General features: G+C 65.5%; 19 protein-coding genes and 1 tRNA gene. 14 read left to right on the plus strand and 6 right to left on the minus strand.

Features of this window, described 5'->3' with window-relative positions:
• Window positions 1–9: 9 nt before the first annotated feature.
• A complete protein-coding gene (locus tag IEX78_RS20770; protein ID WP_188830682.1) occupies window positions 10–459 on the minus strand; it encodes a MarR family winged helix-turn-helix transcriptional regulator in 450 nt (149 codons plus the stop codon).
• A gap of 63 nt (window positions 460–522) precedes the next feature.
• Here IEX78_RS20770 and IEX78_RS20775 point away from each other — a divergent pair, with 63 nt between their 5' ends.
• Complete coding sequence (locus IEX78_RS20775) at window positions 523–1500, plus strand: pirin family protein (RefSeq protein WP_188830683.1); 978 nt, start codon at window positions 523–525, stop codon at window positions 1498–1500.
• A 140-nt stretch (window positions 1501–1640) separates the two neighbouring features.
• The gene (locus tag IEX78_RS20780) at window positions 1641–1937 is read left to right on the plus strand and encodes an excalibur calcium-binding domain-containing protein (RefSeq protein WP_188830684.1); all 297 of its coding nucleotides are present in this window, start codon (window positions 1641–1643) and stop codon (window positions 1935–1937) included.
• Window positions 1938–2007: 70 nt separating this feature from the next.
• On the opposite strand, the gene IEX78_RS20785 is transcribed toward IEX78_RS20780, so the two are convergent.
• Window positions 2008–2232 (minus strand): DUF3618 domain-containing protein, encoded by a 225-nt coding sequence (locus IEX78_RS20785; RefSeq protein WP_188830685.1) that lies wholly within the window; start codon window positions 2230–2232, stop codon window positions 2008–2010.
• Window positions 2233–2313: 81 nt separating this feature from the next.
• Here IEX78_RS20785 and bcp point away from each other — a divergent pair, with 81 nt between their 5' ends.
• From bcp to IEX78_RS20800, 3 genes are all read left to right on the plus strand, one after another.
• Window positions 2314–2787 (plus strand): thioredoxin-dependent thiol peroxidase, encoded by a 474-nt coding sequence (gene bcp, locus IEX78_RS20790; RefSeq protein WP_188830686.1) that lies wholly within the window; start codon window positions 2314–2316, stop codon window positions 2785–2787.
• An 80-nt stretch (window positions 2788–2867) separates the two neighbouring features.
• Window positions 2868–3563 (plus strand): helix-turn-helix domain-containing protein, encoded by a 696-nt coding sequence (locus tag IEX78_RS20795; RefSeq protein ID WP_188830687.1) that lies wholly within the window; start codon window positions 2868–2870, stop codon window positions 3561–3563.
• Between the two features lie 244 nt (window positions 3564–3807).
• The gene (locus IEX78_RS20800) at window positions 3808–4197 is read left to right on the plus strand and encodes a hypothetical protein (protein WP_188830688.1); all 390 of its coding nucleotides are present in this window, start codon (window positions 3808–3810) and stop codon (window positions 4195–4197) included.
• 120 nt (window positions 4198–4317) lie between these two features.
• On the opposite strand, the gene IEX78_RS20805 is transcribed toward IEX78_RS20800, so the two are convergent.
• Window positions 4318–5040, minus strand: a complete 723-nt coding sequence (locus tag IEX78_RS20805) for a TetR/AcrR family transcriptional regulator (RefSeq protein WP_188830689.1) — start codon at window positions 5038–5040, stop codon at window positions 4318–4320.
• Between the two features lie 109 nt (window positions 5041–5149).
• Here IEX78_RS20805 and IEX78_RS20810 point away from each other — a divergent pair, with 109 nt between their 5' ends.
• Together IEX78_RS20810 and IEX78_RS20815 are read left to right on the plus strand one after the other, a co-directional pair.
• Complete coding sequence (locus tag IEX78_RS20810) at window positions 5150–6097, plus strand: ABC transporter ATP-binding protein (RefSeq protein ID WP_188830690.1); 948 nt, start codon at window positions 5150–5152, stop codon at window positions 6095–6097.
• Window positions 6094–6858: an ABC transporter permease gene (locus tag IEX78_RS20815; protein WP_188830691.1), complete on the plus strand. Its 765-nt coding sequence runs from the start codon at window positions 6094–6096 to the stop codon at window positions 6856–6858. The genes IEX78_RS20810 and IEX78_RS20815 overlap by 4 nt, the downstream gene beginning before the upstream one ends.
• 14 nt (window positions 6859–6872) lie before the next feature.
• Here the strand turns inward: IEX78_RS20815 and IEX78_RS20820 are convergent, their stop codons facing one another.
• A complete protein-coding gene (locus IEX78_RS20820) occupies window positions 6873–7982 on the minus strand; it encodes a DUF7159 family protein (protein ID WP_188830692.1) in 1110 nt (369 codons plus the stop codon).
• A 194-nt stretch (window positions 7983–8176) separates the two neighbouring features.
• On the opposite strand from IEX78_RS20820, the gene IEX78_RS20825 reads away from it, so the two are divergent.
• Complete coding sequence (locus IEX78_RS20825; protein WP_229684183.1) at window positions 8177–8785, plus strand: TetR/AcrR family transcriptional regulator; 609 nt, start codon at window positions 8177–8179, stop codon at window positions 8783–8785.
• Here the strand turns inward: IEX78_RS20825 and acpS are convergent.
• Complete coding sequence (gene acpS, locus IEX78_RS20830) at window positions 8782–9219, minus strand: holo-ACP synthase AcpS (RefSeq protein WP_188830693.1); 438 nt, start codon at window positions 9217–9219, stop codon at window positions 8782–8784. The two genes, IEX78_RS20825 and acpS, sit on opposite strands and share 4 nt — an antisense overlap.
• 10 nt (window positions 9220–9229) lie before the next feature.
• Window positions 9230–18490 (minus strand): polyketide synthase, encoded by a 9261-nt coding sequence (locus tag IEX78_RS20835; RefSeq protein WP_308426574.1) that lies wholly within the window; start codon window positions 18488–18490, stop codon window positions 9230–9232.
• Between the two features lie 372 nt (window positions 18491–18862).
• Between IEX78_RS20835 and IEX78_RS20840 the strand changes: the two genes are divergently transcribed.
• The 6 genes from IEX78_RS20840 to nikE all read left to right on the plus strand — a co-directional run bounded on the left by IEX78_RS20840 (window position 18863) and on the right by nikE (window position 24910).
• A tRNA-Leu gene (locus tag IEX78_RS20840) sits at window positions 18863–18944 on the plus strand.
• A gap of 122 nt (window positions 18945–19066) precedes the next feature.
• The gene (locus IEX78_RS20845) at window positions 19067–19561 is read left to right on the plus strand and encodes a hypothetical protein (RefSeq protein ID WP_188830694.1); all 495 of its coding nucleotides are present in this window, start codon (window positions 19067–19069) and stop codon (window positions 19559–19561) included.
• Between the two features lie 198 nt (window positions 19562–19759).
• Window positions 19760–20650 (plus strand): ABC transporter permease, encoded by an 891-nt coding sequence (locus tag IEX78_RS20850; protein ID WP_188830695.1) that lies wholly within the window; start codon window positions 19760–19762, stop codon window positions 20648–20650.
• Window positions 20647–21642 carry an ABC transporter permease gene (locus IEX78_RS20855; protein WP_188830696.1) on the plus strand — a complete coding sequence of 332 codons (996 nt, stop codon included), beginning with the start codon at window positions 20647–20649 and terminating at the stop codon, window positions 21640–21642. The genes IEX78_RS20850 and IEX78_RS20855 overlap by 4 nt, the downstream gene beginning before the upstream one ends.
• Complete coding sequence (locus tag IEX78_RS20860; protein ID WP_188830697.1) at window positions 21639–23297, plus strand: ABC transporter substrate-binding protein; 1659 nt, start codon at window positions 21639–21641, stop codon at window positions 23295–23297. Before IEX78_RS20855 ends, IEX78_RS20860 begins: the two co-directional genes overlap by 4 nt.
• On the plus strand, window positions 23294–24910 hold the full coding sequence (gene nikE / locus IEX78_RS20865; RefSeq protein ID WP_188830698.1) for a nickel ABC transporter ATP-binding protein NikE: 1617 nt from the start codon (window positions 23294–23296) through the stop codon (window positions 24908–24910). Before IEX78_RS20860 ends, nikE begins: the two co-directional genes overlap by 4 nt.
• Window positions 24911–25818 lie beyond the last annotated feature (908 nt).

The raw sequence follows: 25818 nt of genomic DNA on the forward strand, positions 1-25818 counted from the left end.
CTACACAGTTCAGCGATCCGCTATCGCTCCAACAATCCGTTCCGACAACGACTCGATCGCTGCCGCCTCCCGCTCGCTCATCCCATCAATAAACAACTCGCGCACCAACGCGACGTGCTCGGGTGCGACCTGCTCAACCAATTCGCGACCAGCCGGGGTCAGTGACACCACGATTCCCCGCGCATCGTCGGCGGCGGCACGGCGGTCAATCAAACCCCGTGCCGCCATTCGCGCCAACTGCTTCGATAGCCGCGACTTCTCCCAGCACACTTCCGCCGCCAGGTCCTTGGCGCGCATTCGACCATCCTGAGCGGCGGATAGCGGGACTAACAGTTCGTAGTCGGCCATCGACAAACCCGCGGACGCCAACCCCGCCGACAGCGCCGCGTCGAGGCGCTGGCGCAACGTGATGTAGGCCTGCCAGGTCTTTTGTTCCGATTCCGTCAACCATCGCGCCACGGGAATGATTCTAGGCGGGCATTGGTTGACATGGAAACCAAAACACTTCAGGAGGCGCACGACATGCCCGCTATCACCGTCGACGACATCATGGTGCTGCCCCGGCTGGCGCGGCCCGACGTCACAACGACCCAACGCCCGGTCAAGCAGATCACCGGCTCACACCGCCAGCGCGAAGGTGCGGGCTTCGAGGTAACTCGCCCGTTCCCGAGCGTCGACCTGCGCGCGGCCGACCCCTTCATCCTCCTCGACCAAATGGGCCCCGTCGCCTACGAGCCATACGAGGCCAAGGGCGCGCCGTGGCATCCGCATCGCGGCTTCGAAACCGTCACCTACCTCATCGACGGCACGATGGTGCACCACGACTCCCACGGCGGCGGTGGCGTGATCGGCGAAGGCGACACGCAATGGATGACCGCGGGCTCTGGCCTGCTGCACGACGAACTGCCCGACGAAAAGCTCGTCGTCTCCGGCGGCAGCTTCCACGGCATCCAGCTCTGGGTGAACCTGCCACGCGCGAAGAAATTCGCAACACCCCAGTACCAAGACCTGCGGGCAAGCGAGCTCACCCTCGTCAGCTCCCACGACGGCGGCGCGCTCGTCCGCGTGATCGCGGGCGACCTGGCAGGCTTCGAAGGACCCGGCTCAACCCAAACGCCGATCATCTACGCGCACGCGTCGATCAGCCCCGGCGCGCGACTGGAAACCCCATGGCCCACCGACTACACCGCGATGGCCTACGTGCTTTCCGGTTCCGGCACGGTCGGCACCGAGCAAAGGCCGCTCAGCGCAGGCCAATTGGCGATCTTCGGCAATGGCGACGCGATTACCGTCAGCGCCGACGAACGCCAAGACACCACAACCGGCGATATGGAAGTGCTGCTTCTCGGCGGAATTCCGTTGCGTGAACCGGTCATTCAATACGGCCCGTTCGTGATGAATACCAAAGAGGAAATCATTCAAGCGATGGAGGATTTCCAGGCCGGGCGGATGGGCACAATTCCCGCGCAACACCGCGTTGGGCGTCGACTGGGCGAATAACCAACCACAGGTCGCGGCGAACTACGCCTGCGCGCGGTTGACAACCGGCGGTCCCGTCACCAAGGTGGAGACGGCCGCCGGTCTTTTCTCGCGAAAGTGGCCGGCTACACATCCGAACCCGTGCAGACATAGAGGAATTCATGAACCTTCGCAGGCTCACCGTTAGTCTCGCCGCAGCAGGGCTTACTCTGCTCGCCGCGCCCACCTTCGCTCACGCGCAGACCACCGGGTCGGCGGGCACCGGCTCGTCGAGCTTCGACGCGATCCTGGGTGGTACGGGCTCGGCGAACCTGGTGCAAACCGGCTCGGCCGGTGGCGCTTTCCGTAATTGCGACGACGCGATCGCCGCGCACCGCGCACCGCTGTTCCGTGGCGAGGCCGGTTACTCGCCGCATTTGGATCCCGATGGCGACGGACTTGCTTGCCCCACGGTGTAATTGACACATAAACGCAAAAAACGCCCGGCGTGATCCGCGAGGATTATGCCGGGCGTTTCGCGTTGTCGAACTACTTAAAAACCTTGATCAGCACCAAACCGACAACCAAAACTCCCGCGCCGATCAACGTGTATTTGACCTTCGGTTCGTTCAGCTTGGTGACAACGGCCGATTTGGCATCGTCAGCGATCCGATGCGGATCAGCGCGGACCGCCAGTTCGTCGAGTGTGCTCGCCAACCGGGTACGGGCGAGTTCGATTTCCCGCTCAATCCGGTCGGTGTTGTCCTTGGCCACCGTCACCTCCAGGTATGTGTCAACTGCTCGCCGACGAGTCTAGCCACGCCGCCACGATAACCGGTCAGATACCGTGCGGTGGTGACCGATAACCATCGTCTCGCCCCTGGCGACACCGCTCCCGATTTCACCCTCCCCGACGCTGACGGCAAGGAGATCTCGCTCAGCGATTACCGAGGTCGCAAGGTCGTTGTCTACTTCTACCCGGCAGCGAGCACCCCTGGCTGCACGAAGCAGGCTTGCGATTTCCGCGACAACCTCGCCGACCTGAACGGCGAAGGCATCGACGTGCTCGGCATCTCCCCCGACAAGCCCGCGAAACTCGCGAAGTTCCGCGACACCGAAAACCTGACCTTCCCGCTGCTGTCGGACCCCGACCGCGAAGTGCTCAAGGAATGGGGTGCGTTCGGCGAGAAGACGATGTACGGCAAAACCGTGACCGGCGTGATCCGCTCAACGTTCTTGGTCGACGCCGAAGGCAAGATCGAGGTGGCCCAGTACAACGTGCGCGCCACCGGCCACGTCGCCAAACTGCGCCGCGACCTGAAGGTCTAGAACTCGGCCGATCAAGCCGCAAAACACGCCCCTGATCATTGACTATTTACACATATAGTCTTTTGAGAGACCATATGTGTATGAGCGAGATGACGACCTCGCAAGCGGCCGAGATGCTGGGCGTCTCACCCCGGCAGGTTGCCCGCATGGCATCCACCGGCCGGATCGACGTAGCCAGACGAGTTGGACGCACCCTGCTGATCGACGCCGGCTCGGTGCACCGACTCGTTCGGCAGCGCAGAAATCCTGGGCGGACATGGAGTCGGCGCGTCGCGTGGGGCGCGCTGACATTACTTTCCGGCTCCGATCCCGGGTGGATGTCTGCTGCCGAGCGCACCCGACTCACGCATCGGCTCCGCAGAATGGACGCGGACGAGCTCGCACATCTGAGCTCCAACAGGGCTGACGTGCAGCACTTCCGCGGCGACTCCGATGCGGTGCGCAACCTGCCGAACTACATCGTGGTGACCGGATCATCCGCGACACAACATCCTCTCTGGGAGCGGTTCGATCTGACTTCCGAGGCAAGAGGGGTCGAGGGATATATCCCAACCTCGGAGCTGGAAACTCTGGTCGACCATTTCCACCTCACCCCCGACCCGGCGGGTGAGATAGTCCTTCGCGCTACAGCATTCGAGGACGCATTCTTCGGCGGTGACACCCCCTGGGCAGCAATCGCCGTAGATTTGACCGAATCTCTCGATACCCGCGAGAGTCGGGCTGGCCATAACGAACTCAGCGAACTGCTTGAGAGGGTGCGTCACCATGAGCGATAGCTCCGGCCGCGCCCGCTGGCGCATACCTGTCCCGGTAGGTGGTTGGGGCCCACCACACACCGCCAACCTGCCGATCCACAGAGCAACCATCGATATCGACATGGTTCTGCATATCGAGACCGGTGCGACAACATTCGGGCAGGCCCGGCGCGCCCTGGAATCAGTGGGCTATGAGCTTCGTCTCCCGGCCAACCGGAACGCACCTGTACACCGATTCGAACGCGGTTCTCAGCAAATCGATGTCATGATCGCTGATCATCTGGCTCCGCGCCATCGCCCAACCGTCGCTGGACGCGAAGTATTCCGTATCCCGGCTGGAACCTCGGCACTCCGCAAAACCGTGAACTGTGACATCGAAATGTCCGAGGGCAACACCATCACCGTGAGTGTGCCCAACGTTCTCGGCGCACTGATACTCAGAGGTGCTGCCTACCTGGAGGATTCACGCGATCGCGATCGTCATCTCGATGACGCGGCGTTGCTGGCGTACGCGATCTCCGATCCACGCGCGTCTGCCCTTGAGATGTCGGGCAACGATTCCAAGCGAGTCCAAATCCTCGCGGATCAGTTACAAGATCCCCCTGCACAGATCGTGGTTGGCCGTGCCCGCCGAATTTCGCCAGCGGGCCCGTGACGCCCTTATCTCAACGGTCCGGGTCCCGAACACGCAGCCACCCGTGCGGCGGCTCGGCGAGAAGTGAATGCAGACCTTGGCCACCGGCCACGTCGCTAAACTGCGCCGCGACCTGAAGGTCTAATCCTGATGCGAGGCGATGAAGACCTCGTAGCCGTCAAGTAGGCGAGCAAGGCCGAACTCGAAATCGGCCTTCTCCCAATCTGTCTCATCGTCATCGAACGCCGCGCTACCCAGCGCCGCTGACACTTTCGGAAATCGTTGTGGGTCAACAACTTTCGCCATGAGTGACGTGAAGTCGCCGGTGTATTCTTGAAAGTCGCGCAGGAAGCGCCGCTTTCCGATAACGAACATCGTCAGATTCATCACCAGCTGAAGCTTCACTGGTTCGGGCACCGCCGCCGGGTCAAGCACGCGCAACGCTGTCTCCAACCACGCCATATTGTTCGGCCCCATCGGCGGTCGGTTCAGTGGAATGTCCAGCCACCACGGGTGCTTGCCGAGTCGGTCGAACTCCGCGTGCGCCCACTCTTCCAGCCCGGCCCGCCACGGCGTGCCAGGCGCGATCTCGGGCGGCGGGCCAACAACGCGGTCCATGAGTAGGTCGACCAGCGTGTTCTTGCTGTCGACGTACCGGTAAAGCGACATGGCGGTGAAGCCGAGCTGCTTGGCGACCCGGCTCATCGACAGTGCGGCGTAGCCCTCCGCATCGGCAATCTCGGTGGCCGCGTCGAGGATCTGTTCGAGCGTGAGCGCCCGTTTGGGTCCGCGCCCTCCGGGCTGCGCGAGCCCCCACATCAGCTCAACCGCCCTCGGGATTTCCGGGTCGCCGGACGTCGTCATGTGCCTCCTCTACTCGCTCCGACTGTAGCTGGGCCACCCTTGCGCGCAAGAACTGTATAGCCTATAAACAGTGTGTACGAGATAAACAGTTTCCGATCGGAGCGAGTTCATGTCACTTGAACGACCACCCGCCCTCTCAATTCGGCACCTACACCGCGCTTTTGGCACACACGTCGTGCTCGACGACCTGACCATCGACATCGCCGCGGGCACCGTCTTCGCCCTGCTCGGCCCCAACGGCGCTGGCAAGTCCACCCTGGTCCGCATCCTGTCGACGCTCACTCGCCCCGGTCGCGGCGTCGTCACAGTCTTCGGCCATGACCTGGCGAAGGAACCGGAAGCCGTCCGGCAGCTCATCGGCGTGACCGGCCAAAACACGGCCGTCGACGGCGTGCTGACCGCGACGGAAAACCTGCGGCTCACCGGCCGACTCCTGCACCTAGGCAGAGCTGAGACGCAGCGCCGCAGCACCGAACTGCTCCGTCGCTTTGACCTCGTAACGGCTGCGGATAAGCCAGTCGCGTCGTACTCGGGCGGCATGCGCCGCAGGCTCGACCTCGCGATGAGCCTGATGGGCAAGCCACGCATCGTCTTCCTCGACGAGCCAACCACCGGCCTCGATCCGCGCAGCCGACGCGACTTGTGGGCGGCGATCAAGGAGTTGGCCGCCGATGGGACGACGATCTTCCTCACCACGCAGTACCTGGAAGAGGCCGACCAACTAGCCGACCGGATCGCGGTGCTCAACGGCGGCCGTATCGTCGCCGACGGGACCGCCGCCGAACTCAAGCGCCTCGTCCCCGGCGGACACGTTCAGCTCCGATTCGCTACTGCCGAACTGCTCAACACCGCCGCGACCGCGCTAGACCGAAAACACCACCCCGATCCCGACCAACTGACTCTGCAAGTGCCGTCGGACGGCAGCGTGAGCGAGCTAAAAGATCTGCTTGACCGGTTCACCCAACTCGACATCGCGATCGACCAACTGACCGTGCACACGCCCGACCTCGACGATGTCTTCTTCGCACTGACCGCCCGAAAGGAGGCGGCAGCATGAATTCCGTTGTCGCTGTGCAAGATTCGCTCACCATGCTGGACCGCAACATCCGCCGCACGCTGCGCAGTCCAGACACCATGATCATGACGGTCGTGCTGCCGGTGGTGATCCTGCTGATGTTCGTTTTCGTCTTTGGCGGCGCGATGGACGTTGGTCCCGGCGCTTACATCGACTATGTGGTGCCGGGAATCATCCTGCTGTGCGCGGGTTTCGGTGCGTCGACCACGGCAATCGCGGTATCGACCGACTCGGCCGAAGGCATCATTGACAGGTTTCGCGCGATGTCGATCGCGCGGTCGGCGGTGCTCACCGGACATGTCGCCGAAAGCGTGCTGCGCAATCTGATCACGTCGGCGATCGTGGTCGCTGTCGCGGTTGCGCTCGGGTTCCGCCCGACAGCTGATCCGCTGCGTTGGCTTGGCGTGTTCGGGGTGCTCGCGATGTTCGTTTTCGCGCTGTCTTGGTTGGCTGCGGCACTCGGTCTGCTCGCGCGAAACCCGGAGGCGGCCAACGGGTTCACCTTCATCTTCATGTTTTTGCCGTATGTGAGTTCTGCGTTCGTGCCAACGGAATCGATGCCGACCTGGTTGCACTGGTTCGCCGAAAATCAGCCGGTAACCCCGGTGATCGAAACGCTGCGCGGGCTACTGATGGGCACGCCCATTGGGAATAGTTGGCTGCTCGCTGTGCTGTGGTGCACCGGGATCGGGCTCGTTGGTTACCTCGCGGCGGGCGCGTTGTTCCGGCGAGAGATGAGGTAAAGCTGGCGAGCGGGTCAGTTCGCCGACCCGCTCACCGGCCCCGGTAGTTGCTGCACAGTGACCGGAACGCCCGGGCTCGACGGTTCCTCTTCAACCAGTGGCGAACTGACGTCGGGCTCAACTGGCGGCTCGAAAAGCTGGGTGGACGTGCCAAACGCACCACCTTCGGAACCCGCCGACTCATCGACGCTCGGCACCTCCGACTCCTCCGCTTCCCTCCCCGCCGACACAATCGGCGCGACCGGCCCAACCGGCGACGGCGGAACTGCGGGCTGCGCGCCCGGTTCCGACGACACCGCCGTGTTCCCCACCGCCGGATTGCCCCCGTTCATCAACGCGTACGTGCCAACCGCGACCAAAAACGCGACGAGCACGCTCGCGGCGGCGGCGACAAGTGCGGTTGTGCGACGCGAAGCTGGCGGCGCGATGACCGGGACTTCGCCCGTTTCACCAAGCGCGACAAGCGCGGCCCCGGCTGCGGGTGCGAACGCCGCCAACCGACAGGGCAGCACCGGCACCCCGAACCCGCCGATGGCCTCACGCACGGCAGGAGCGTCGGCGGAAGCGCCGATCACGACCACCGCGCCCGGCTTCACCGACGCTTCTTCGAATTGGTCCCACGCCGCCGAAACGCCCGCGCGCAACGCTTCGGGCGTGGGCGCGCCGGACTGTGCGTACGCGGCGAGCACCCGGTGCCGTGCCGGGTCGAGCAACGTCATCGCCTGATATCCCGGCACCGCTTCGCAGACGAGCAGGTTGTCGAATTCGTCGAGCCACGTCATCGCCCCCGCGACGAACAAATGCGCCGACTTCGCCGAAACAAGCGACGCCGTGTGCCAGCGCGTTGGCGCGAGCTTGGTGACTATCGCGCGCCGCTCGGCCGAGTCGCGATAACTGACCGCCGCCCCTGCGATCTCGAAATCGGTGTCGAGTTCGTCGGCAAGCGCGTCGAGCGCGGTGAGCGCCGCCGCGGCTACCTCGTCTTTGCTGTCCCCCGCCGCGCGAACAGTGCGCCGCAGCACCATCCGGTCGGTAAGTGTGTCGCCAATCCGCGCGAAGGCGACGGCGTGAACGGCTCTCCGCTCGGTGCTGACGCCGAGGGTTACCACAGATCCTGTTGCCACAGTCATCCTCTCCCCTGAACCGGTGCACGCGCGCTCATCTAATGATTCGTCACCGGTCCGACGGCGGATGGGTGCGATTTGTTGACGCGCTGTGCGGGGCGACCCGCTAGCCTGGACAGGTGGAAGTACAGTCCCGAATCCCCCAGCCGCGTCGGGACCCCGCATTGGAATTGCAGGACGACCCGCAGGAACTCATGCCGCGCAAGCGGCCAACGCAGGAGCGAAGTAAGCGCAAATTCGACGCGCTGCTCGCCGCTTCCCGCGATTTGCTCACCGAGGTTGGGTTCGAATCGTTCACGTGTGAGGAAGTCGCCGCGCGCGCTGAGGTGCCCATCGGCACGCTCTACCAATTCTTCGCCAACAAGTACGTGATTGTCTGCGAACTCAACCGGCAGGATTTGGTCGCGGTCTCGCGCGAATTGGCCGACTTCCACGGCGAGGTCCCCTCGCTCGACTGGCTGCGCCACATGAACGCCTTCGTCGACCATTTGGCGAAGCTGTGGACATCGGATCCGTCGCGTCGGGAGGTGTGGTTGGCGATGCAGTCCACCCCGTCCACTCGGGCCACGGGGGCGCTGCACGAGAAAGAATTCGCCGAGGTGGTCGCGCAAATGCTGCGCCCACTCACCCCGCGCACCCCGCACGCGCGGCGCACGATGATGGCGGAAGTGCTTGTCCACGTTGTGTATTCGATGCTCAACTTCTCGGTGCAAGATGAGCAGTCGAGCGCCGACGCTGTCGCCGAACTCAAGCGGTTGATGGTCGCGTATTTGCTTGTCGCGGAAAAGGAATCGCGCAGCTAAAGCGTGGTCTCGCGACCTTCGATCAGGTCGGCCAGCTCGCCCGGATCTTCTAAGACAACCATCGCGGCGGCGGTGTCACCGTCGTGGGTCAGCGAAAGATGCACCCGCACGCGCGGGAGGAATTCGGCGGCGAGGCCGTGCAGTTTGATGCTCGGCCTGCCCCACGCATCGTTGACCACCTCGATCAGCGGGTACGGGTTGTCCCCAATTTGCGGACTGCGCGCGAACCGCGAAGAAGCCCATGCCTTGAGCACAGCCTCCTTCGCGGCCCACCGAACCGCGTAACTGCGGGCCGGGTCGGTGCCTTTGCTCTGGCAGTACCGGCGTTCACCAACGGTGAAGCTTTCCCTGAGCATGGTCGTACCCGGCCGTTGCAGTTGTTCGGCGAACTCGGAAACAGTCACCAAGTCCAAGCCGATTCCGAGGATCGTCACGCGGTAAACACTATTTCGCCGAACCCGTTGCCGCGCGGTAATGGCCAGCGACATTGTCGAGCCGCGCGTCTTCGGAAAGCAGCATGTCGGCTTCGAGTTGACGCACCTGCTTGGCAGGCGTGCCGTCGGCACCAAGTCGACGATCCGTCGGCTTGGCGTACAGCGCGTCCCCGCCGCACATCGCTTCGGCGATCCGCTGCCGACCAGCGAGTTGACGCTGCTGCGCCCGCTCCTGGTAGTCGGCCCGCGCCGCCGGGTCGATCGCGGCAATGAACGCCTGCGGGTGCACGATCGCGAGCAGCCCGGACACGTGCCCGAACCCAAGCGACGTGACCAGCCCGGCCTTCAACGCGAACCGGTCGCCGAACCGCAGCGGTTCACGCGCCCACACCAAGTGCGGGTAGGCGGCCATCTTCTCGTCGACACAGTCGAGACTGCGGTTCGGCGGGACGACACCGTTGGCGAGCACCTGGCACAACCCGATCATCTGGAACGCCGCGGCGCCGCCCTTCGCATGCCCGGTGAGGCTCTTCTGCGAAACGACGAACAGCGGGTTGCCCTCGGTGCGACCAAGCGCGCCCGCGAGCCGCTCGTGCAGTTCCGATTCGTTGGGATCGTTTGCCGCCGTTGAGGTGTCGTGCTTGGAGATCACCGCGATGTCGTCGGCTGCGACGCCGAGCTTGCCCAGTTCGGCGGCCAGTCGTGACTCGCGTCCGCCGCGACCGGCACCGAGCGCGCCAAGTCCGGGAGCGGGAATCGAGGTGTGCACACCGTCGGCGAACGACTGCGCGAAGGCGACAACGCCGAGAACAGGCAAGCCCATCTCCACCGCGACATCACCGCGAGCGAGCAAAACCGTTCCGCCGCCTTGTGATTCGACAAACCCGCCGCGCCGGCGATCGTTGGCCCGCGAGAAGTAGCGGTCGCTGATGCCCTTAGCGCGCATCGTCGCCGAATCTGCGGTGGCCGACATGTCACCGAAGCCGACGATGCCTTCGATGCCGAGGTCGTCGTAGCCGCCAGCGACAACAACTTCAGCCTTGCCGAGGCGAATCTTGTCGACACCTTCTTCGACCGAAACCGCCGCCGTCGCGCAGGCCGCGACCGGATGCACCATCGCGCCGTAACTGCCGACGTATGACTGCACAACGTGCGCGAGCGCGACGTTCGGCAGTGCCTCTTGCAGGATGTCGTTCGGGCGCGGTTCGCCCAGCAGGTTGTCGACGTACAGCGACCGCATCGACGACATGCCGCCCATGCCGGTCCCTTGGGTGTTGGCGACGAGGCTCGGATGCACCCAGCTCATCAGCTCGTCGGGGTCGAAGCCCGCGCTGACGAACGCGTCGACCGTGCACACGATGTTCCACAGCGCGACCCGGTCGATCGAGGCGGCCATGTCGGCCGAGATGCCCCAGATCGTTGGATCCCAGCCGGTCGGAATCTGGCCGCCGACCACTCGCGACAGCTTCGCCTTGCGCGGCACGCGAATTTCGGTGCCCGCCTTGCGCGTCACCGTCCAGTCGGATGCGTCGGCGACCGGCGCGATCACCGTGTGCTCCGGATCGGCAAGCGAAAATGCCCGTGCCTCAGCCTCATTCGCGACGGTGAAGGTCAGATCCTTGTCGAGGAACACCGACGTGAGCAGTGGCGCGGCGTTGTCGATCATGGCCGCGTCGTCTTCGTAGCGACGCACACCGCAGCGTTCGATGACGGTGTCGTGGTAGCGGTCGGCCACCTCCGACTCGGGCACGAGTTCACCCGATTCGACGTCGTACCAGCCCGGTTTGGGATCGTTTTCCCACCGGATGAGACCGGTGGTCCACGCCAGTTCGAGCACGCCCGCAGCCGAAAGTCGGTCTTCGACTTCCATTTCGAAACGCGTGCGCGACGAGCCCCACGGCCCGAGTTCGCCCGCGCCGACGATGACGACCATGTCGCGCGGGTCGGCGGTGACGTCACCCCATTCGGGGGTCGGCAGCGCGGACGTCATCGTCGGCGGAGCGGGCAGCGCGTCGATGGTGTTCGCGTCATCCGAAGCGGGAGTTTCGATGTCGGCCTGTGCCTGCTTCGCCAACGCGGGAAGGTCGAGCTTGGCGCGCGCGAGTCCGCCGGTGAGATCGATTTGCTGCGGCCCGCTCGCGGTGACAGCGCGGGCACGCGACGTGCACCACTTCAGCAGCTCAGCGGCCATTTCCGTGGTCGACCACGTCTGCACGCCCGCCTTTTCGACCGCCGCGACCATCGGGTCGTTGTGGCCCATCAGCCCGGTGCCGCGCACCCAGCCAATCAGCGCGTGTACCAACGTAACTCGCGCCGACCACGACTTCTCCGCACGCCACCGCGCGACAACCGCGTCGAGTGCCGCCTTCGATTCGCCGTAGGCACCGTCGCCACCGAACATGCCACGATTGGGCGAACCAGGAAGCACCACATGGAGTTTCGCGTCGACGTCGTGATCAGCGCCGATCGCCGAAAGCCCACCGATGAGCCGTTCGACCGACCACAGCAGCACGCGCATTTCCATTTCCGCGCGCGCACCGGCGTCGGACAGGTCGCCCGCGACGCGGGGTGCCGCGAACGGCAGCAGCAGCGTGGGCGTGAGCGCGTCCTTGACCTTGATCTTCGCGCCGCCAGCGGTGTCGATGGTCGGGGTGCCGATCCACTCGATGAGCGCGTCGATGTCGGAGTACGACGCCATGTTGCCGGGCACGACCCACAGGGCAGCGCCGTTGCGAGCGTGCGTGCGATAAAGCTTGCGGTAGAAGCGAAGTCGCTCGTCGTCGAGACGGGACGTGGTCACGATGACCGTGGCACCACCGCCCAACAGCTCGCCGGTGACCGCTGCCGCGATGGACCCCTTGCTCGCGCCCGTGATCACCGCGATGTCGGCCGACCACAGCCCCGGATCGGAGGTGTCGAGCGCGGCTTCGGCGATTTGCGCGTAGGTGTTGGCGAGCACCGAACGGGCCTCGCCCATCGCGCGCTGACGCCACCAATTTGCTTGTGCCGCAACAGCTTCGCCCGCACCTCGATAACCGGTGATCGAAGCTTCGGCCGTCGTCGCGTCGTCGCCGAGCCACATCGTCGCGAGGTCTTCGCGCGCCGTCGCCCAGCGGTCGTCGATGAGCACGGCCTTGCGTGCGTCGAAGGCGGGCGCGACCAAACGTGGCCAGTCCGAACCTAATTCGGCCGAAACCAGGTCGACGAGCGTGTCCGGCGTGGTTTCCGGTGCGCTCACCTGCTCGCTCAAGCCGAGCTGGTCGAGGATCACGCGGGCCGCGGTGGCGAGCACGCCGTCGCGGCCGGTGACGGCTTCAGTGAATTCGCCGAGCGCGGCGGCGTCGACCGTCCCGCCTGCGGCTCCGCCACTCGACGGCAGCGAAACCGCGACCCCGCGACGGGCCGCGACCGCTTGCACGGCAGCGTCGATCGCGGCGTCGACCGAGGCCGCGTCCGACAGCGTCGCCGACACCAATCCGCCCAGGTCACCGCCGCGAACGCTCGCGCCTTCGCGGGTGCCAAGCGACACCTCAGCGGTGACGTGGCTGACCCAACCTTCGCCGAGTTCCCACACCTTGCGCACCCGGTCGCCGATCGCGGCGGGCCGCTTGCCGGACGGGCCGAACACCTTGCGGAGGTGGTCGCCGATGGCGTCGGTGAGGACGCTGCCGAACGGCTTGTACGTGCGGGCGAGACGTTCGACGGTGCTCGCGAGCGCGCCCATATCGGCGTCGGCGGCACCGTCGATCGCGCCGAGCGACAGCTCAGCTCCGAGGTCGACGAGCAGCTGGTTGCGGCGCGAGGAAACGCCGTCGCAGAGCCCTTCGATGGTGTCGACCGGGCCGATCTGGTCGAGCCGCAGCTTCGTCCACAGCGCGATGAGCACGCGGGTGGCGTCAGCGGCGGAGAAGGCGATGTCGTCGGGGCGCGGACCGCCCGTCGCTACGGGTGCGGCGACGGCAACCGGCGCGGATTCCGTTGCTGCAACCGGGGTTTCGTCGACTTCTTCGACCGGAGCCGGGTCGGTATCACGCGAGTAGACCACCGCCGCGTCACGCTCGACGTTCACCACCTCAACCGTCGCGGCACCGAACGCGGGCAGCTTCAACGTCTGGGCGGCGAGGTTCGCCACCGTCGGTGTCGCGCCAAGCCCAACTTCAACGAACCGCTCAATCCCGACGCCACCCTGCGCCGGGTCGCCGAACAGCAGGTCCTGGGTCTCGATCCAGCGCACCGGGCTCGCGAACTGCCACGCGAGCAGCTCGATGAGCACAAGGCGGCACAGCGCCGACGGACGCTCAGCCCAGCTGTCGAAATCGGCGAGCACGGCCGAAAGTGGTTCGGATGGAACGAGTTCGGCGATTTCGGTCAGGAATTCCCGCGTAAGCGAGAACGGGCGCGGAACGAGGTTCGGGATGTAGCGGCCAACGAGCACGGCTGGGTCGATTTCGGTGGGCAGCAACTGTTCGAGCTTCTGTCGGAACTCGGGAACGCCGTCGCGCAACACCGACGAGTGGAACGGGACGTCGATGCCGGGCACGAGGATGAACGCGCGCTTGCCACCGAATTCCGCACGGCGACGGTCGATTTCGGCTTCAAGCGCTTCAAGGCCAGCGACGGTGCCCGCGATCGCGTACTGCGACCCACGCAGGTTGAGGTTGACCACCTCAAGGAACTCGCCGGTTTCGGTGCCGATGCCGGTGACGAAGTCGATCACGTCAGCGTCAGGCAGCCCGATTTGCGACGGGCGGATCGCGGCCATGCGGTAGTCGCTGCGGCCGTGCGCGTCGCGCGGGACGAGTTCATGCATCGCCGAACCGCGCTGGAACACCACCTCAAGCACGGCTTCGAGCGGCAGCACGCCAGCGACGGCGGCGAGGGCGTTGTATTCGCCGACCGAGTGGCCAGCGAGCATCGCGCCTTCGACGAACGCGCCAGCTTCGCGCAGCTCAGCGACCTGGGCCACACCGAGCGTCGCCATCGCGACCTGGGTGAACTGGGTCAGGTGCAGCACGCCGTCGGGGTGCACATGCTCGACGCCACGCGCCTTGAGGTAAGTCGGGTTGTCGCGGACCACGGCGAGGATCGAGAAGCCGAGTGCTTCGCGGGTGTGCGCGTCGGCGCGCTCCCATATCTGCTTGGCGGCCTTCGATCGGGTGAGCGCGTCGAGGCCCATGCCCTTGCGCTGGATGCCCTGGCCGGGGAACGCGTAGACGGTTTTCGGTGCCGCGGTGCGGCCGGTCGCGGTCATCACGAGGTCGCCGTCGACGCGGCAGGACACCTCGACGATCTCCGCGCCCGCGTCGACCGCGATGCGCTCAACCCGGACGTCGACGGCAGCGCCGGGACGAACCATGCCGAGGAAGCGTGCGGTCCACGCGGTGAGAGTGCGTGGGGCAGAACCACTTTCGGGGTCGATCGCGACAACCGCGTGCTGCGCGGCCGCCGACAACCACATGCCGTGGACGATCGGCGCGCCGAGTCCGGCAAGTTTCGCGGCGGCGGTGCTGGTGTGGATGGGGTTGTGGTCGCCCGAGACGGTGGCGAAGGCGTGCATGGCGCGCGGGGCGGTCATGGTGACGTCGCGACGTCGCCTGCGCGGGGTGTCGACCGACTTCGCCGACTCGCTGCCACCCGCACGCGGCGGATCGGTGAGCTCGCCAGCGCCGTTGCGACCGCGAATGGCGAAGCGCTCGGTGAGGCGCGCGAGCGGGGTTGGCTCAAGGCCCTGGTCGAGGATCAGTCCAACGGTGACGCCGACCTCGACAACGCGACCAAGATCGGTATCGGTGACCGCACCCGCTTCCGCACGGACAACGAGAATGCTTGTCTCGCTTGGCAATTCGTTGAGCAGCTCGATCTGGTGATCGAGGTGAACGAGGTCGAGCATGCCTTCGATGACCGAAGCGCCCTTGGGCGTGCGCGAAGCGCCAAGCACCGCGAAAACGGCGGGCCAGCACGCGCCGACAAGCACGTCGGGAGCGGTGCGACCGAGGGTGCTGAGGCGAGCGGGCAGGCCAGCGCCGGTGACGCCTGCGTGGTCGGCGATCTGGTCGGGGGTCCACGCGACGCTCAAGTGCGCGGCGCCAGCCTTAACCTCCGGAAGTGCCTGTCCGGCAGCAACTCCCAGCAGCTCTGACATCGCCTTATCCGCGTCTTCGGCCGTAATAACCGGCGCGCCACCGGAATACACGCTCGTCGGGACAGTGATGCGGATCTTGACGACAGCTTCGCCAGCGAGCGGAACGGTGAGTTCGACGTTGCCGCCCGCGATTTCGGTGAGCGTCGCGCCCGTCGCGGGGTGGGTCGCCTGGTTCGGCTCAACGATCCACTCGCTTGTCGCGCCGAGGCGATGCACCGGGTTGATCGTGGTGCGGCCAGCCCACTGGACGTCGGGGGCGGCGAGGACGGTGTCGATGGCACCGGCGAGGTCGCCTGCGGCCCGACGTGCTTGCACCGCAACGGGTTTCACCCCGGCCTTCACCAACGCGTACGCGGTGTCGGCCTCGAATCGGTCGAGCAATTCGCCGACGGGCTCGTCAACGCGCGTGATGCCCGCGACCGCGACGGTCCCCGGAATCACGCACACCTGGTCAGCGGTGTAGCGCGGATCGTGCGCCTGCCACAGCGAATCCGAACGCCACCAACGCCGCACGTCGGCGTCGATGACGGGGACGAAGTTCACCGGCTTTCCCGGCGTCTTGCACAGCGCGACGAAGAACGGCACGTCAGCGGGGTGCAGGACGGTGTCGGCGACGGCCGGGTACGCCTTTTTCAGCGAGCACAGCGCTTCGACGGGATGCTCGAAGGCGTCGTCGGTGGCGAACAGTGTCGCGATCGGGCCGCTGTCGGCGGGGTTGAGTCGCGCTTCGGTGCGTCGCATCATCTCGGCGAACCGGTCGCGCCAGGAGATGTCGAGCCAGTCCGAACGGGTCGCGTCGGTGATCGCTTCGCCGATGTCGCTGCCGCAGTCGAACGAGATCGGAACATCGGTCGAAACCGCAAGGGACACATAGCGTTCCAGCCACTGCTGGTAGGTCATCGTCGCGACGTCACCGAAGTACGGCTTGGCTGTCGCGTCGAGGGCGGCGATGATCTCGTCGCGGCGCTTCGCAACGGCCTTCGCGTCACCGGCGACCTCGTCGAGAAGACGGCCGGTGCGCGACGCGGCGTTGTCGATTTCGTGGATATCGGCACCCAATTGGCTTCGGCCGGAAGCCATTCCGCCGTTCGCGGTGCCAGCGCCGACCCAGTCGGGGGTGCCTGGCGTGTCGACCAGCAGTTGCTTGACCGCCGGGGCGGTCGTCGCCTCAAGCGTCGCCATCGCCGCGGTGCCGACGAGGACACCGTCGAGCGGCATCGTCGGGTAGCCGTGCTGGGTCGACCACGCGCCGGTCAGGTACTCGGTCGCGCGCTCGGGCGTGCCGATGCCGCCGCCGACACACACCACCACATTCGTGCGACCGCGCAGCTCGGCGTAGGTGGCGAGCAGCAGGTCATCGAGGTCTTCCCACGAATGGTGCCCGCCCGCCTTGCCTCCTTCGATGTGCATGATCACCGGGTAATCCGGCACGGAGTCGGCGATGCGCAGGACAGCGCGAATCTGCGCGACCGTGCCCGGCTTGAACGCGACGTGGCTAATCCCGACCTCGGTGAGCTCAGCAATGAGCGCCACCGCTTCCTCCAGCTCGGGAATGCCCGCCGTCACGACGACACCGTCGATCGGCGCGCCCGCCGCGCGCGCCTTCTGCACCAGCCGCTTGCCGCCAAGCTGCAACTTCCACAGATACGGGTCGAGGAAAAGCGAGTTGAACTGAACAGCGCGACCCGGCTGCAACAGCTGACGCAGCTCGGTCATCCGGTCGGCGAAGATCTGCTCGGTCACCTGGCCGCCACCGGCGAGTTCGGCCCAGTGACCCGCATTGGCCGCTGCCGCAACGATTTTCGCGTCGACGGTGGTTGGCGTCATACCCGCGAGCAGGATCGGCGAGCGACCGGTGAGCTTGGTGAACGCCGTCTCAACGACAACGCGACCATCGGGCAGGCACACCGGCTTGGGCGCGAACGCCGACCACGCGAGAGCCGGTTCGGGCGCGGCACCCGGGGTGAGCAGGGCGCGTTGACCGGGGCGGGTCGCGGCGGCGATCACGCCGACGCCGGTGCCCTTGAGCGTGCCGCTCGTGACGCGGGAGAGGAGGTCGCCGGGACCGAGATCGAGGATCCATTCCGCGCCCTTGTCGACGACGGATTCGACGGTCGCGACCCAGTCGATCGGATCGACGAGCACTTCCTTAACGAGGGCGGCGGCGAAGTCGGCGTCGATGCCGCACTGGCGGGCCCAACCCGCGACCATGTCGACGGTTTCGGCGAGGGCGGGGTGATGGAACGCGACGTCGACGGCGATGTCTTCGAACACCGGCGCGAAGACCGCACCGCCGCGCTGCTTGGCTTCGCGTTCGCGGGTCTGTTCGTCGTGGATCTGGGCGCAGCGGGTGCGGACGCGGTCGATCTGGGCGGGCGCGCCGGACAGCACTACGCGACGTCGACCGTTGCGGATCGAGACCACGGCGGCGATCGCGGGGTCGACACCTTCGGCGACGTCGGCGACGATCGCGCGGAGTTCATCGGGGTCGACGTTGGACACCGCGACCATCGGGGAGCGCTCCCCCACCGGCATCAGCCCGCGCCGTCGCGCGACGAGTCCTGCTGCGGCACCGGCCAATTGGGCAACGGCGAGGAGTTCGGCGTCGCGGTTGCCGTCCTTGATGGCCGCCGCGCCGAAGAGGCCCTGCGAGTGGCCGACCACCGCGACGGGCGCGTACTCGGCGGGGTCGAGCCCTTGCAGGCGCAGCGCGCGGATCGCGGCGAGCTGGGTGAGCAGGACGCCGGGCATGGAGACCGGTGCCGAGCGCAGGACTTCGGGAGCCGGGGCCGACGACGGTTCGTCCGGTTCATCCAGTTCCGCTTCCAGCATCCAGCCCATCGGGTCGAAACCGCCCGGGCGGACAACCAGCAACTGGGCCGCAACCGGCGTCAGCAGCGCGGCGGCCTCGTTGACCAGCGTGGCGAGTTCCGATTCGACGGCGGCGTCGTGCGCGATCTCGGTGAGCTCGGCGAGCCACTGCGCACCCTGTCCACCGAAGGCCATCGCGTAGCCGACGCCGGCGCGCAGCTGCTCAAGTAATGGCGCGCCGACGGCTGCGATCCGCCCGCGACCACCGACTTTCCCCTTCGCCTCAGTGCCCATCTCGGTGCTCTCGTTGATCGTCAAGACGCTCGACTTCCTTCTCCCGGCGCCCGTCGACCGACGGCACGCACACGTATCCGGCAGCCCCACGGGCCTGTATGAGAGCCACGATCGCACAAAATCATGAGGAAAGCCTCACGTTTCGAATTGGCATGCCAGCTACCGCGCGGTATTTCAGTACGGTCGTACAACTTTATTCTGAAACATGACGGTGCCTCATGTTTGTCGCCGCAGGTGGGACCGTTGCTTGCTCGCGTTAAACATGAGTGCCCCTCATATTGGGCGTGACCTAATTGTTATAATCCCAGGTCGGGTTACCCACGAGTACGACTCGCCGCCCCGACGCTTGGGAGACGCGTCATTACCCGGTAGAGTTTGGACGGTCGTACACATCCAGCGCGAGTGGCGAAATTGGCAGACGCGCCAGATTTAGGTTCTGGTGTCCACGGACGTGGGGGTTCAAGTCCCCCCTCGCGCACTTAGGGTTTAGGGGCGGTTTCCGCCCTTGATCTTCATCCTCGGCCGCAGGCTAACCTCTGCTTGAGCACTCGAAACGATCGGGATTCGCGGCAGGCGAGCGGCAGCTGCGAGGATGGCGAGATGCCCGATCTGCTGTGGAACGAAGTCAAGAATTTCTTCGATCCCCAAATCATGGGTGCGCTGCCGGATCTGTGGGTGCCCGACACCACGGCCGAAGACTGGCAAACGGTGCTCGACCTAATTCAGTCCAGCGGGTGGCGATGGGACTACCGGGAAGACGACACCGTTCTCCCACTACCGCGCGCTGCCGATGTACTGCCGCGCCCCGCGGATGCGGAACAGAGTGCCGAGCTATACGTTCGGCCCGCTCGCGACGTGCTGATGATCTTTCGTTTGATGACAGCAACCGAGATCGATTTCGACGTGGACCTTCGCGAGCTGCAGGGTCAGGTGGGCGTCGACACCCTGATTGACTTCATGTGCGCTATCGGCCGCCAGCTTGGCAAGCCCGTGTTGATGGCAGGTGAGGGCCAATACGGTCACCCGGTGCTCGGCTTTGACCCGGCAAGCAACCGCGTCGTACTGCTCGCGGATCCACGCGACCCAGAGGATTGAAGGCTGATACGCCTTGACGGCTCCAACGGCCAGCGCGATCGCCATCCCCGCCTACACCTTCGCAAGCCAAAGTAATTGGGATCGGTGTGAAGCGAAATCCGCGACCATCCGATAACCCCAGTTCAACCCGTTTTCCCAAGCAAATCGCCGCGCAATAGCGAGATCTACGCCACTTAAATCGACCTTACGATTCCCGCCATGCCATCGTCGATTCGGACTTTGCGGGCACTGACGCCGCGCGCCGCGATAGCCGTGGGGGTCGCCGTCGTGATCACGCTGCTCGCGGTCGGCGCGCCGGTGGTCACGGCCGCGATCGGGGTTGACCCCTATACCTATCACCCCGAAACGCTCGGGCCCGACAGCGCTCCGGCGGGTGCTTTTGGCGGCATCAGCGCCGACCATTGGTTCGGGGTCGAGCCGCTGAGCGGGCGCGACCTGTTCGCGATCGTGGTGTACGGCGCGCGCACCTCGCTGCTAGTCGGCGTTGCCAGCGCGGTGCTGACGATGGTCGCCGTGCTCGTCATCGGACTCACCGCGGGCTACTTCGGCGGGTGGATCGATCGCCTCGTTTCGGCGATTATCAACGTGCTCTTCGGCTTTCCGGCGTTGCTGTTCATGATCGCGCTGGGTGCGGTGGTTCCGCCGGACGCGTCGAGGCTCGCGCTGGTGATCGCGGTGATGACGGTTTTCGGGTGGGCTGGTGGCGCTCGGGTGATCCGCTCGCAAACCATGACACTGCGCGAACGTGACTTCGTGCGCTACGCGCGGGCGACCGGGGCGTCGACCTGGCACATCCTGACCCGCGAAGTGCTGCCGAACCTACGCGGAACCGCCATTGTCTTTCTCACGCTTTATGTTCCGGCGTTCATCGGCACCGAAGCGGCGCTGTCGTTTCTCGGCGTCGGAGTGCCCGCGCCGACACCGTCGTGGGGTCGCAGCATCGGCGACTCGATCAACTGGGTGCAGACCGACCCGTGGTACCTACTGTTCCCGGGCGCCGCCCTTGTCTTAATCACGTTGGCTATCAACGAAATTGGCGAGACGCTGCGCCAGCGCCTGTCCACCCCGACGCTGAGGTCGGTCGCATGAACCGCGCGCTCGCGTTCGCGCGGCACGCAGCAACGGCGGTTGGCGTGCTGGTCGCGGTTTCGCTGCTCACGTACCTCGTCTTCTACTTCCTCCCAGCCGATCCAGCGCAACTGGCCTGCGGAAAGCCGTGCACCCCAGGCAATTTGCTGCGCGCCCAGGAATTCATGGGCTTGGACCAGTCCTGGTATGAGCAGTGCTGGCACTTCCTCGCCGGATTGATCGTTGGCCGCTCGTTCGGCGCCGGCGGCGACCAAATTCACTGCGCAGCACCTTGTTTGGGCTACTCCTTCCAGGAGAATCAGACCGTCCTCGCGTTGATCGGCGAACGGCTCCCGGTCACTCTTTCCGTCACGCTCGGTGCGGCGGTATTGCTGCTGGCGTCCGGCGTTGGCCTTGGACTGCTCGCCGCCGTCCGCGAAGGGTCGCGCCTGGACAGGTTCGTCACCAACACCACCGCGATCGGCCTGTCCATGCCGACCTACCTGGTCGGCCTGCTCGCCATCTACGTCTTCGGCTTCCAGCTCGACATGATCCCGGTTGGCGGCTACGTCCCGTTCACCACGGACCCGGTCGACTGGGCATGGCACCTCGTTGCCCCGTGGTTCGTGCTGGCCTGGACCGGCGCGGGCGTGTACGTGCGCTTGACCAGGTCGAACCTGATCGACGCGCTGGGCCAGGACTACATCCGCACCGCGCGCGCCAACGGCCTGCCCGAACGTCGGATTCTGCTGCATCACGGTTTGCGCAACGGTTCGGTGCCTGTCCTGACCTACTTCGGCGTCGAGGTGAGTTTGCTGCTCGGCGGGGCCGTGATCACCGAAACCGTGTTCGGGATGCCCGGTTTGGGGCGCCTGATGCTTGACGGCGTGAGTCAGGTCGATCTTCCGACAGTTGTCGGCATGACGGTGTTCTCGGCCTTCTTGGTCGTCGCCGGAAATCTGTTGGTGGACATAGTTGTTCGAGTTCTGGATCCAAGGATGGTAGCTAGATGAGAATCAGATCCGTAGCGATCGCCGCGACGTTGGTGACGGTGTTATCGGCGTGCGGTGCCAATCAGCAGGAGCCGGGTGCCGCCGGGTCGACGGAGTTCAAAAAGGGTGGGACGCTGACGATTCCGGTCGAATCCGCCAGCCTGGATCTGGATCCGGCGAAGTCGTCGAACCTGGCGATCACCACTCAGTCGCTGTTCAACCGCAGGCTCACCACGTGGCGCACCGAACCAGGCAAACCCGTTGTGCCCGTTCCTGATTTGGCCACCGACACCGGATCGACCACCGATGGCGGCAAGACCTGGAAGTACACGCTAAAGCCGGGCCTGAAGTTCGAAGACGGCACTCCCGTCACCGCGGGCGACGTCAAGTACGGCCTGGAGCGGTCGTTCGCGCCGCTGCTGTCGGGTGGCTTCAACTACCACAAGCAGTTCCTCATCGGCGGTGACAGCTACGCCGGGCCATACGACGGCAAACACTTGGATTCCGTTGAGGCACCGGATGATTCGACGCTGATTTTTAAGCTGAACCAGGCTTTCGGTGACTGGCCGTGGATCGTGTCGCAGCCCGCGTTCGCGCCGGTGCCGAAGGCAAAGGACAACCCGCAGACCTACGGGAAAACGCCGGTCGCGACGGGCCCCTACCGGGTCGCCGATCGCGCGGACGGCCAGGTGGTACTCGAACGGAACCCGCACTGGGATCCGAAAACCGACTCAAACCGCACGGCGGGGCCGGACAAGGTGATCTTCAAGCTCGGCGTTTCCAAGGAGACGTCCGTGCAGTCGGTGATCCACGGATCTGGCGACGGCAAGTTCTCCTTCGCCGGGCCGGTGCCCGCATCGCAGTTGGCCGCCCTGACCGCGAACCCGAACGCGAAGTCCCGCACGCTGGAAGCGGGTGGCGGCTCGATCGACCAGGTCGCGATCAACACCTCCAAGCCGACACTGGCCGACCTGCGCGTGCGTCAGGCGATCAACCTCGCCACCGACAAGGCCTCATACCTGGTCGCCAGCGGTGGGCGTAACCGTGGCTCGATCGCGACAACGAACATCCCGCCCGCCCTGGAAGGCTACGAGAAGTTCGACGTGCTGCCCGCGCCCGAGACTGGCGACGTGGCGAAAGCCAAGACGTTGCTAGCCGAGGCCGGGCACGCGAACGGACTGGATCTTGTTCTGGTGCACCAGAATTCAGCCGAGGTCACCGCGCAGGCACAGGCGTTGCAAGCTGGTTGGCAGCGCGCGGGCATTCGGGTGACACTGCGCTCGGTCGACCGCCCCACCTACACCGACATCACCATGCATCAGGACGGTTCCGGTTACGACCTTGCCCTGTCGAGGTGGCAGGCCGACTTCCCGTCACCGTATTCGATGCTGCAGCCCAGCTTTTCGTCGAAGGAAATCGGTAAGGGCGGATACAATGCGTCCCGACTGGCTGACCCGACGGTGGACGCGGCGATCGACAATGCGACGCGACAGGTCGACCCGGCCGCGGCCAAGGCTGCTTGGGCCAACGCTGACCGGCTCATCACCGCGCTCGCTCCGAACGTGCCGCTGATCAACTCGGTGAACACCTGGATCTACGGGGCCGGCCTCGCGAACTTCATCGTGCCGCCGTTCCCCGCCTACCCCAACTACTTCCGGATTTCGCTGCTGCCATGAGTTCCATCGCCGACCAACCGCTGCTCTCCGTGCGCAACCTGACCGTGCGCGGTCCCCACGGCACCCTCGTACGTGATGTGTCGTTCGAGGTGCCGCGCGGGGAGGTGCTCGCGCTGGTCGGCGAATCAGGGGCGGGCAAATCGATGACGACCTTGGCCGTGCTCGGGCTCCTTGCGCCCGGGCTATCGGCGACGGGAAACATCGACTTCCATCCCGCCGACGGACCACCGATTGACCTGCTGACACTCACACCGCAAGAGCTGCGCCGCTTTCGGCTTGAGTCGGTTGGCGTCGTTTTCCAGAACCCGTCGTCGGCGTTCGATCCGGTGCACACCGTTGGTGCCCAGATCGGCGAAGTGCTCGCGGCTCGTGGGTTGCCGCGAACGCAGCGCATGGGCCGCGTCACTGAGCTGCTTGCACGGGTGCGGCTGGCCGATCCGGAGCGGGTTGCACGGTCCTATCCGCATCAGGTTTCCGGCGGGCAGCTGCAACGCGCGATGATCGCGATGGCGTTGGCGCATGAACCGGTGTTGATCATCGCTGACGAGCCGACGACCGCCCTGGACGCGCTCGTGCAACGCGAGATTCTCGATCTGTTGCGTGAGCTACGGGCCGAAACCGGGTCAAGCACACTGTTGATCACGCACGACATGGGCGTTGTCGCGGATTCGGCTGATCGGGTCGCGGTGATGCTCGATGGTCAGATTGTGGAACAGGGTGACGTGAAAGCTGTTCTGGGACAGCCTAAGTCGGACTATACCCGCACTCTAGTCGATGCGGTTGCTCGTCTCGACGGCACGACAGTTGCCGGTCGGCGCGAGTTCGGCGAAGCGATCGTCACCGTGAACGCGGCCAACGTGACCTATCGCGGTAGGCCTAATGTTGTTGCGTTGCACGATGTTTCGCTGACGGTGCCCGCTGGCCAAATGGTTGCTTTCGTCGGTGAGTCCGGCGCGGGCAAGTCGACACTCGGTCGGGTGATCGCCGGGCTCGAGCCGCTGACCAGCGGTAGCGCGAGCGTGGCCGGTGTCGATTTGCCGGTGCGCCGCGCCGCTGGGCGACGAGCGCTCGGCGCCAAGGTTGGCATCGTCTTCCAGAACCCGGCGTTGTCGCTGAACCCCGAACACACTGTTCGGCGGTCAGTGGAACTGCCCCTGCGCATCCACACCGACCTCTCCCCCGCCGCCCGCGTCGAGCGGGTGAACGAATTGCTGGCCGAAGTTGGCCTCGGTCCGGAGTTCGCGCTACGCCGCCCGCGCGAACTGTCGGGCGGGCAACAACAACGAGTAGCGATCGCACGCGCGCTGGCACTCGACCCCGACGTGCTGATCGCCGACGAGCCAACGAGTTCCCTAGACGCCCGCACCCAACGCGATGTCCTCGCCCTGCTGTCGCGGATCAGACAGCACCGCGGGCTGTCGGGAATCATCATCACCCACGACTTCTCGGTAGCTGAAGCGGTCGCCGACCGAATCGTGGTCTTGCGAAACGGTGAAGTGGTTGAAGACGGCCCGACCGCCACGGTCCTACGCGCACCCGCGCACGACTACACGCGCGCACTGATCGCGGCTGTTCCTTTGGTGCAGGTTGAGGGCCGAATCGGCGTGGCGTGAGCTACGTCGGGTAGGCGCTCGGGAGTCCCTGAGCGCCGCGCGGGCCGGGTTGGTCCGACAGGTAACGTTGACCGCGCGACTAACACTCTGTGGCAGGACAGGGAATTGGGACGATTCGCATGAATGGTTTTGTGGGGCAACCTAGTCCGCCGCACCCTGCTGCATCGCGTGGACCGACAGTCGGCCGAGTCATCGACATCATCATCACGTCGTTGCTCTACGTCCTAGTGCCAGGAACCCTGTTTCTACTCACGGCATTTTCCGCGGGTTGGGTTTTGGCCGCCGCAGACACCTGCCAGGCTAACCCGCCGTGCTCAGCGAATCCCGAACTCGGCATGTGGATAGTCGGCGGCGGCTGGATCGGCTCGGTCGTAGCCGCGTCCCTGATCACGTACGCGTCCATCAGGCACCGAATTCCGTTGTGGATAGGGGCGGTGCTGTGCTGCGCGGGGCTCGTAGTGTCCTGGCTAGCCGGGGTTCGGATGATCCTCGGCTGGTGATCCCGGGCGGCGACCAACTTCGCGTGAGTACCCTGGACGGGGCATTCTCGCCCGATGTCCAAGTCGCGTTGACTGGCTCAATTGAGCTGGCACTGGAACTAGGCGTCGACGCGGCGGAGGTCCTGGACACGGACGAAAAGACCCTCGCGTTTTTCTTAGACAAGCCCGACCGGCGTGTCGCCCACCCTCGACGTGGCATTTTCGTGCACGCCGCCGCGCCGAGGGCGGAAATCGGGTCTCTAGGGCGCGAACGTGCACGAAATTGCTATGCGACACGCCGGGTGTGCAACGTGGCCGCCGACTCCGGCTCTCGCTGCACGGGGGTCTCTGGTTCAATCCTCAGTGGATTCGCCTGCTGGGCACGCACATTCACCTTGTTCCTCAAGGGGCCGACCACACACTGGCAGC

It is taken from the genome of Nocardia camponoti (assembly GCF_014646135.1).
Classification (GTDB): Bacteria; Actinomycetota; Actinomycetes; order Mycobacteriales; family Mycobacteriaceae; genus Nocardia; species Nocardia camponoti.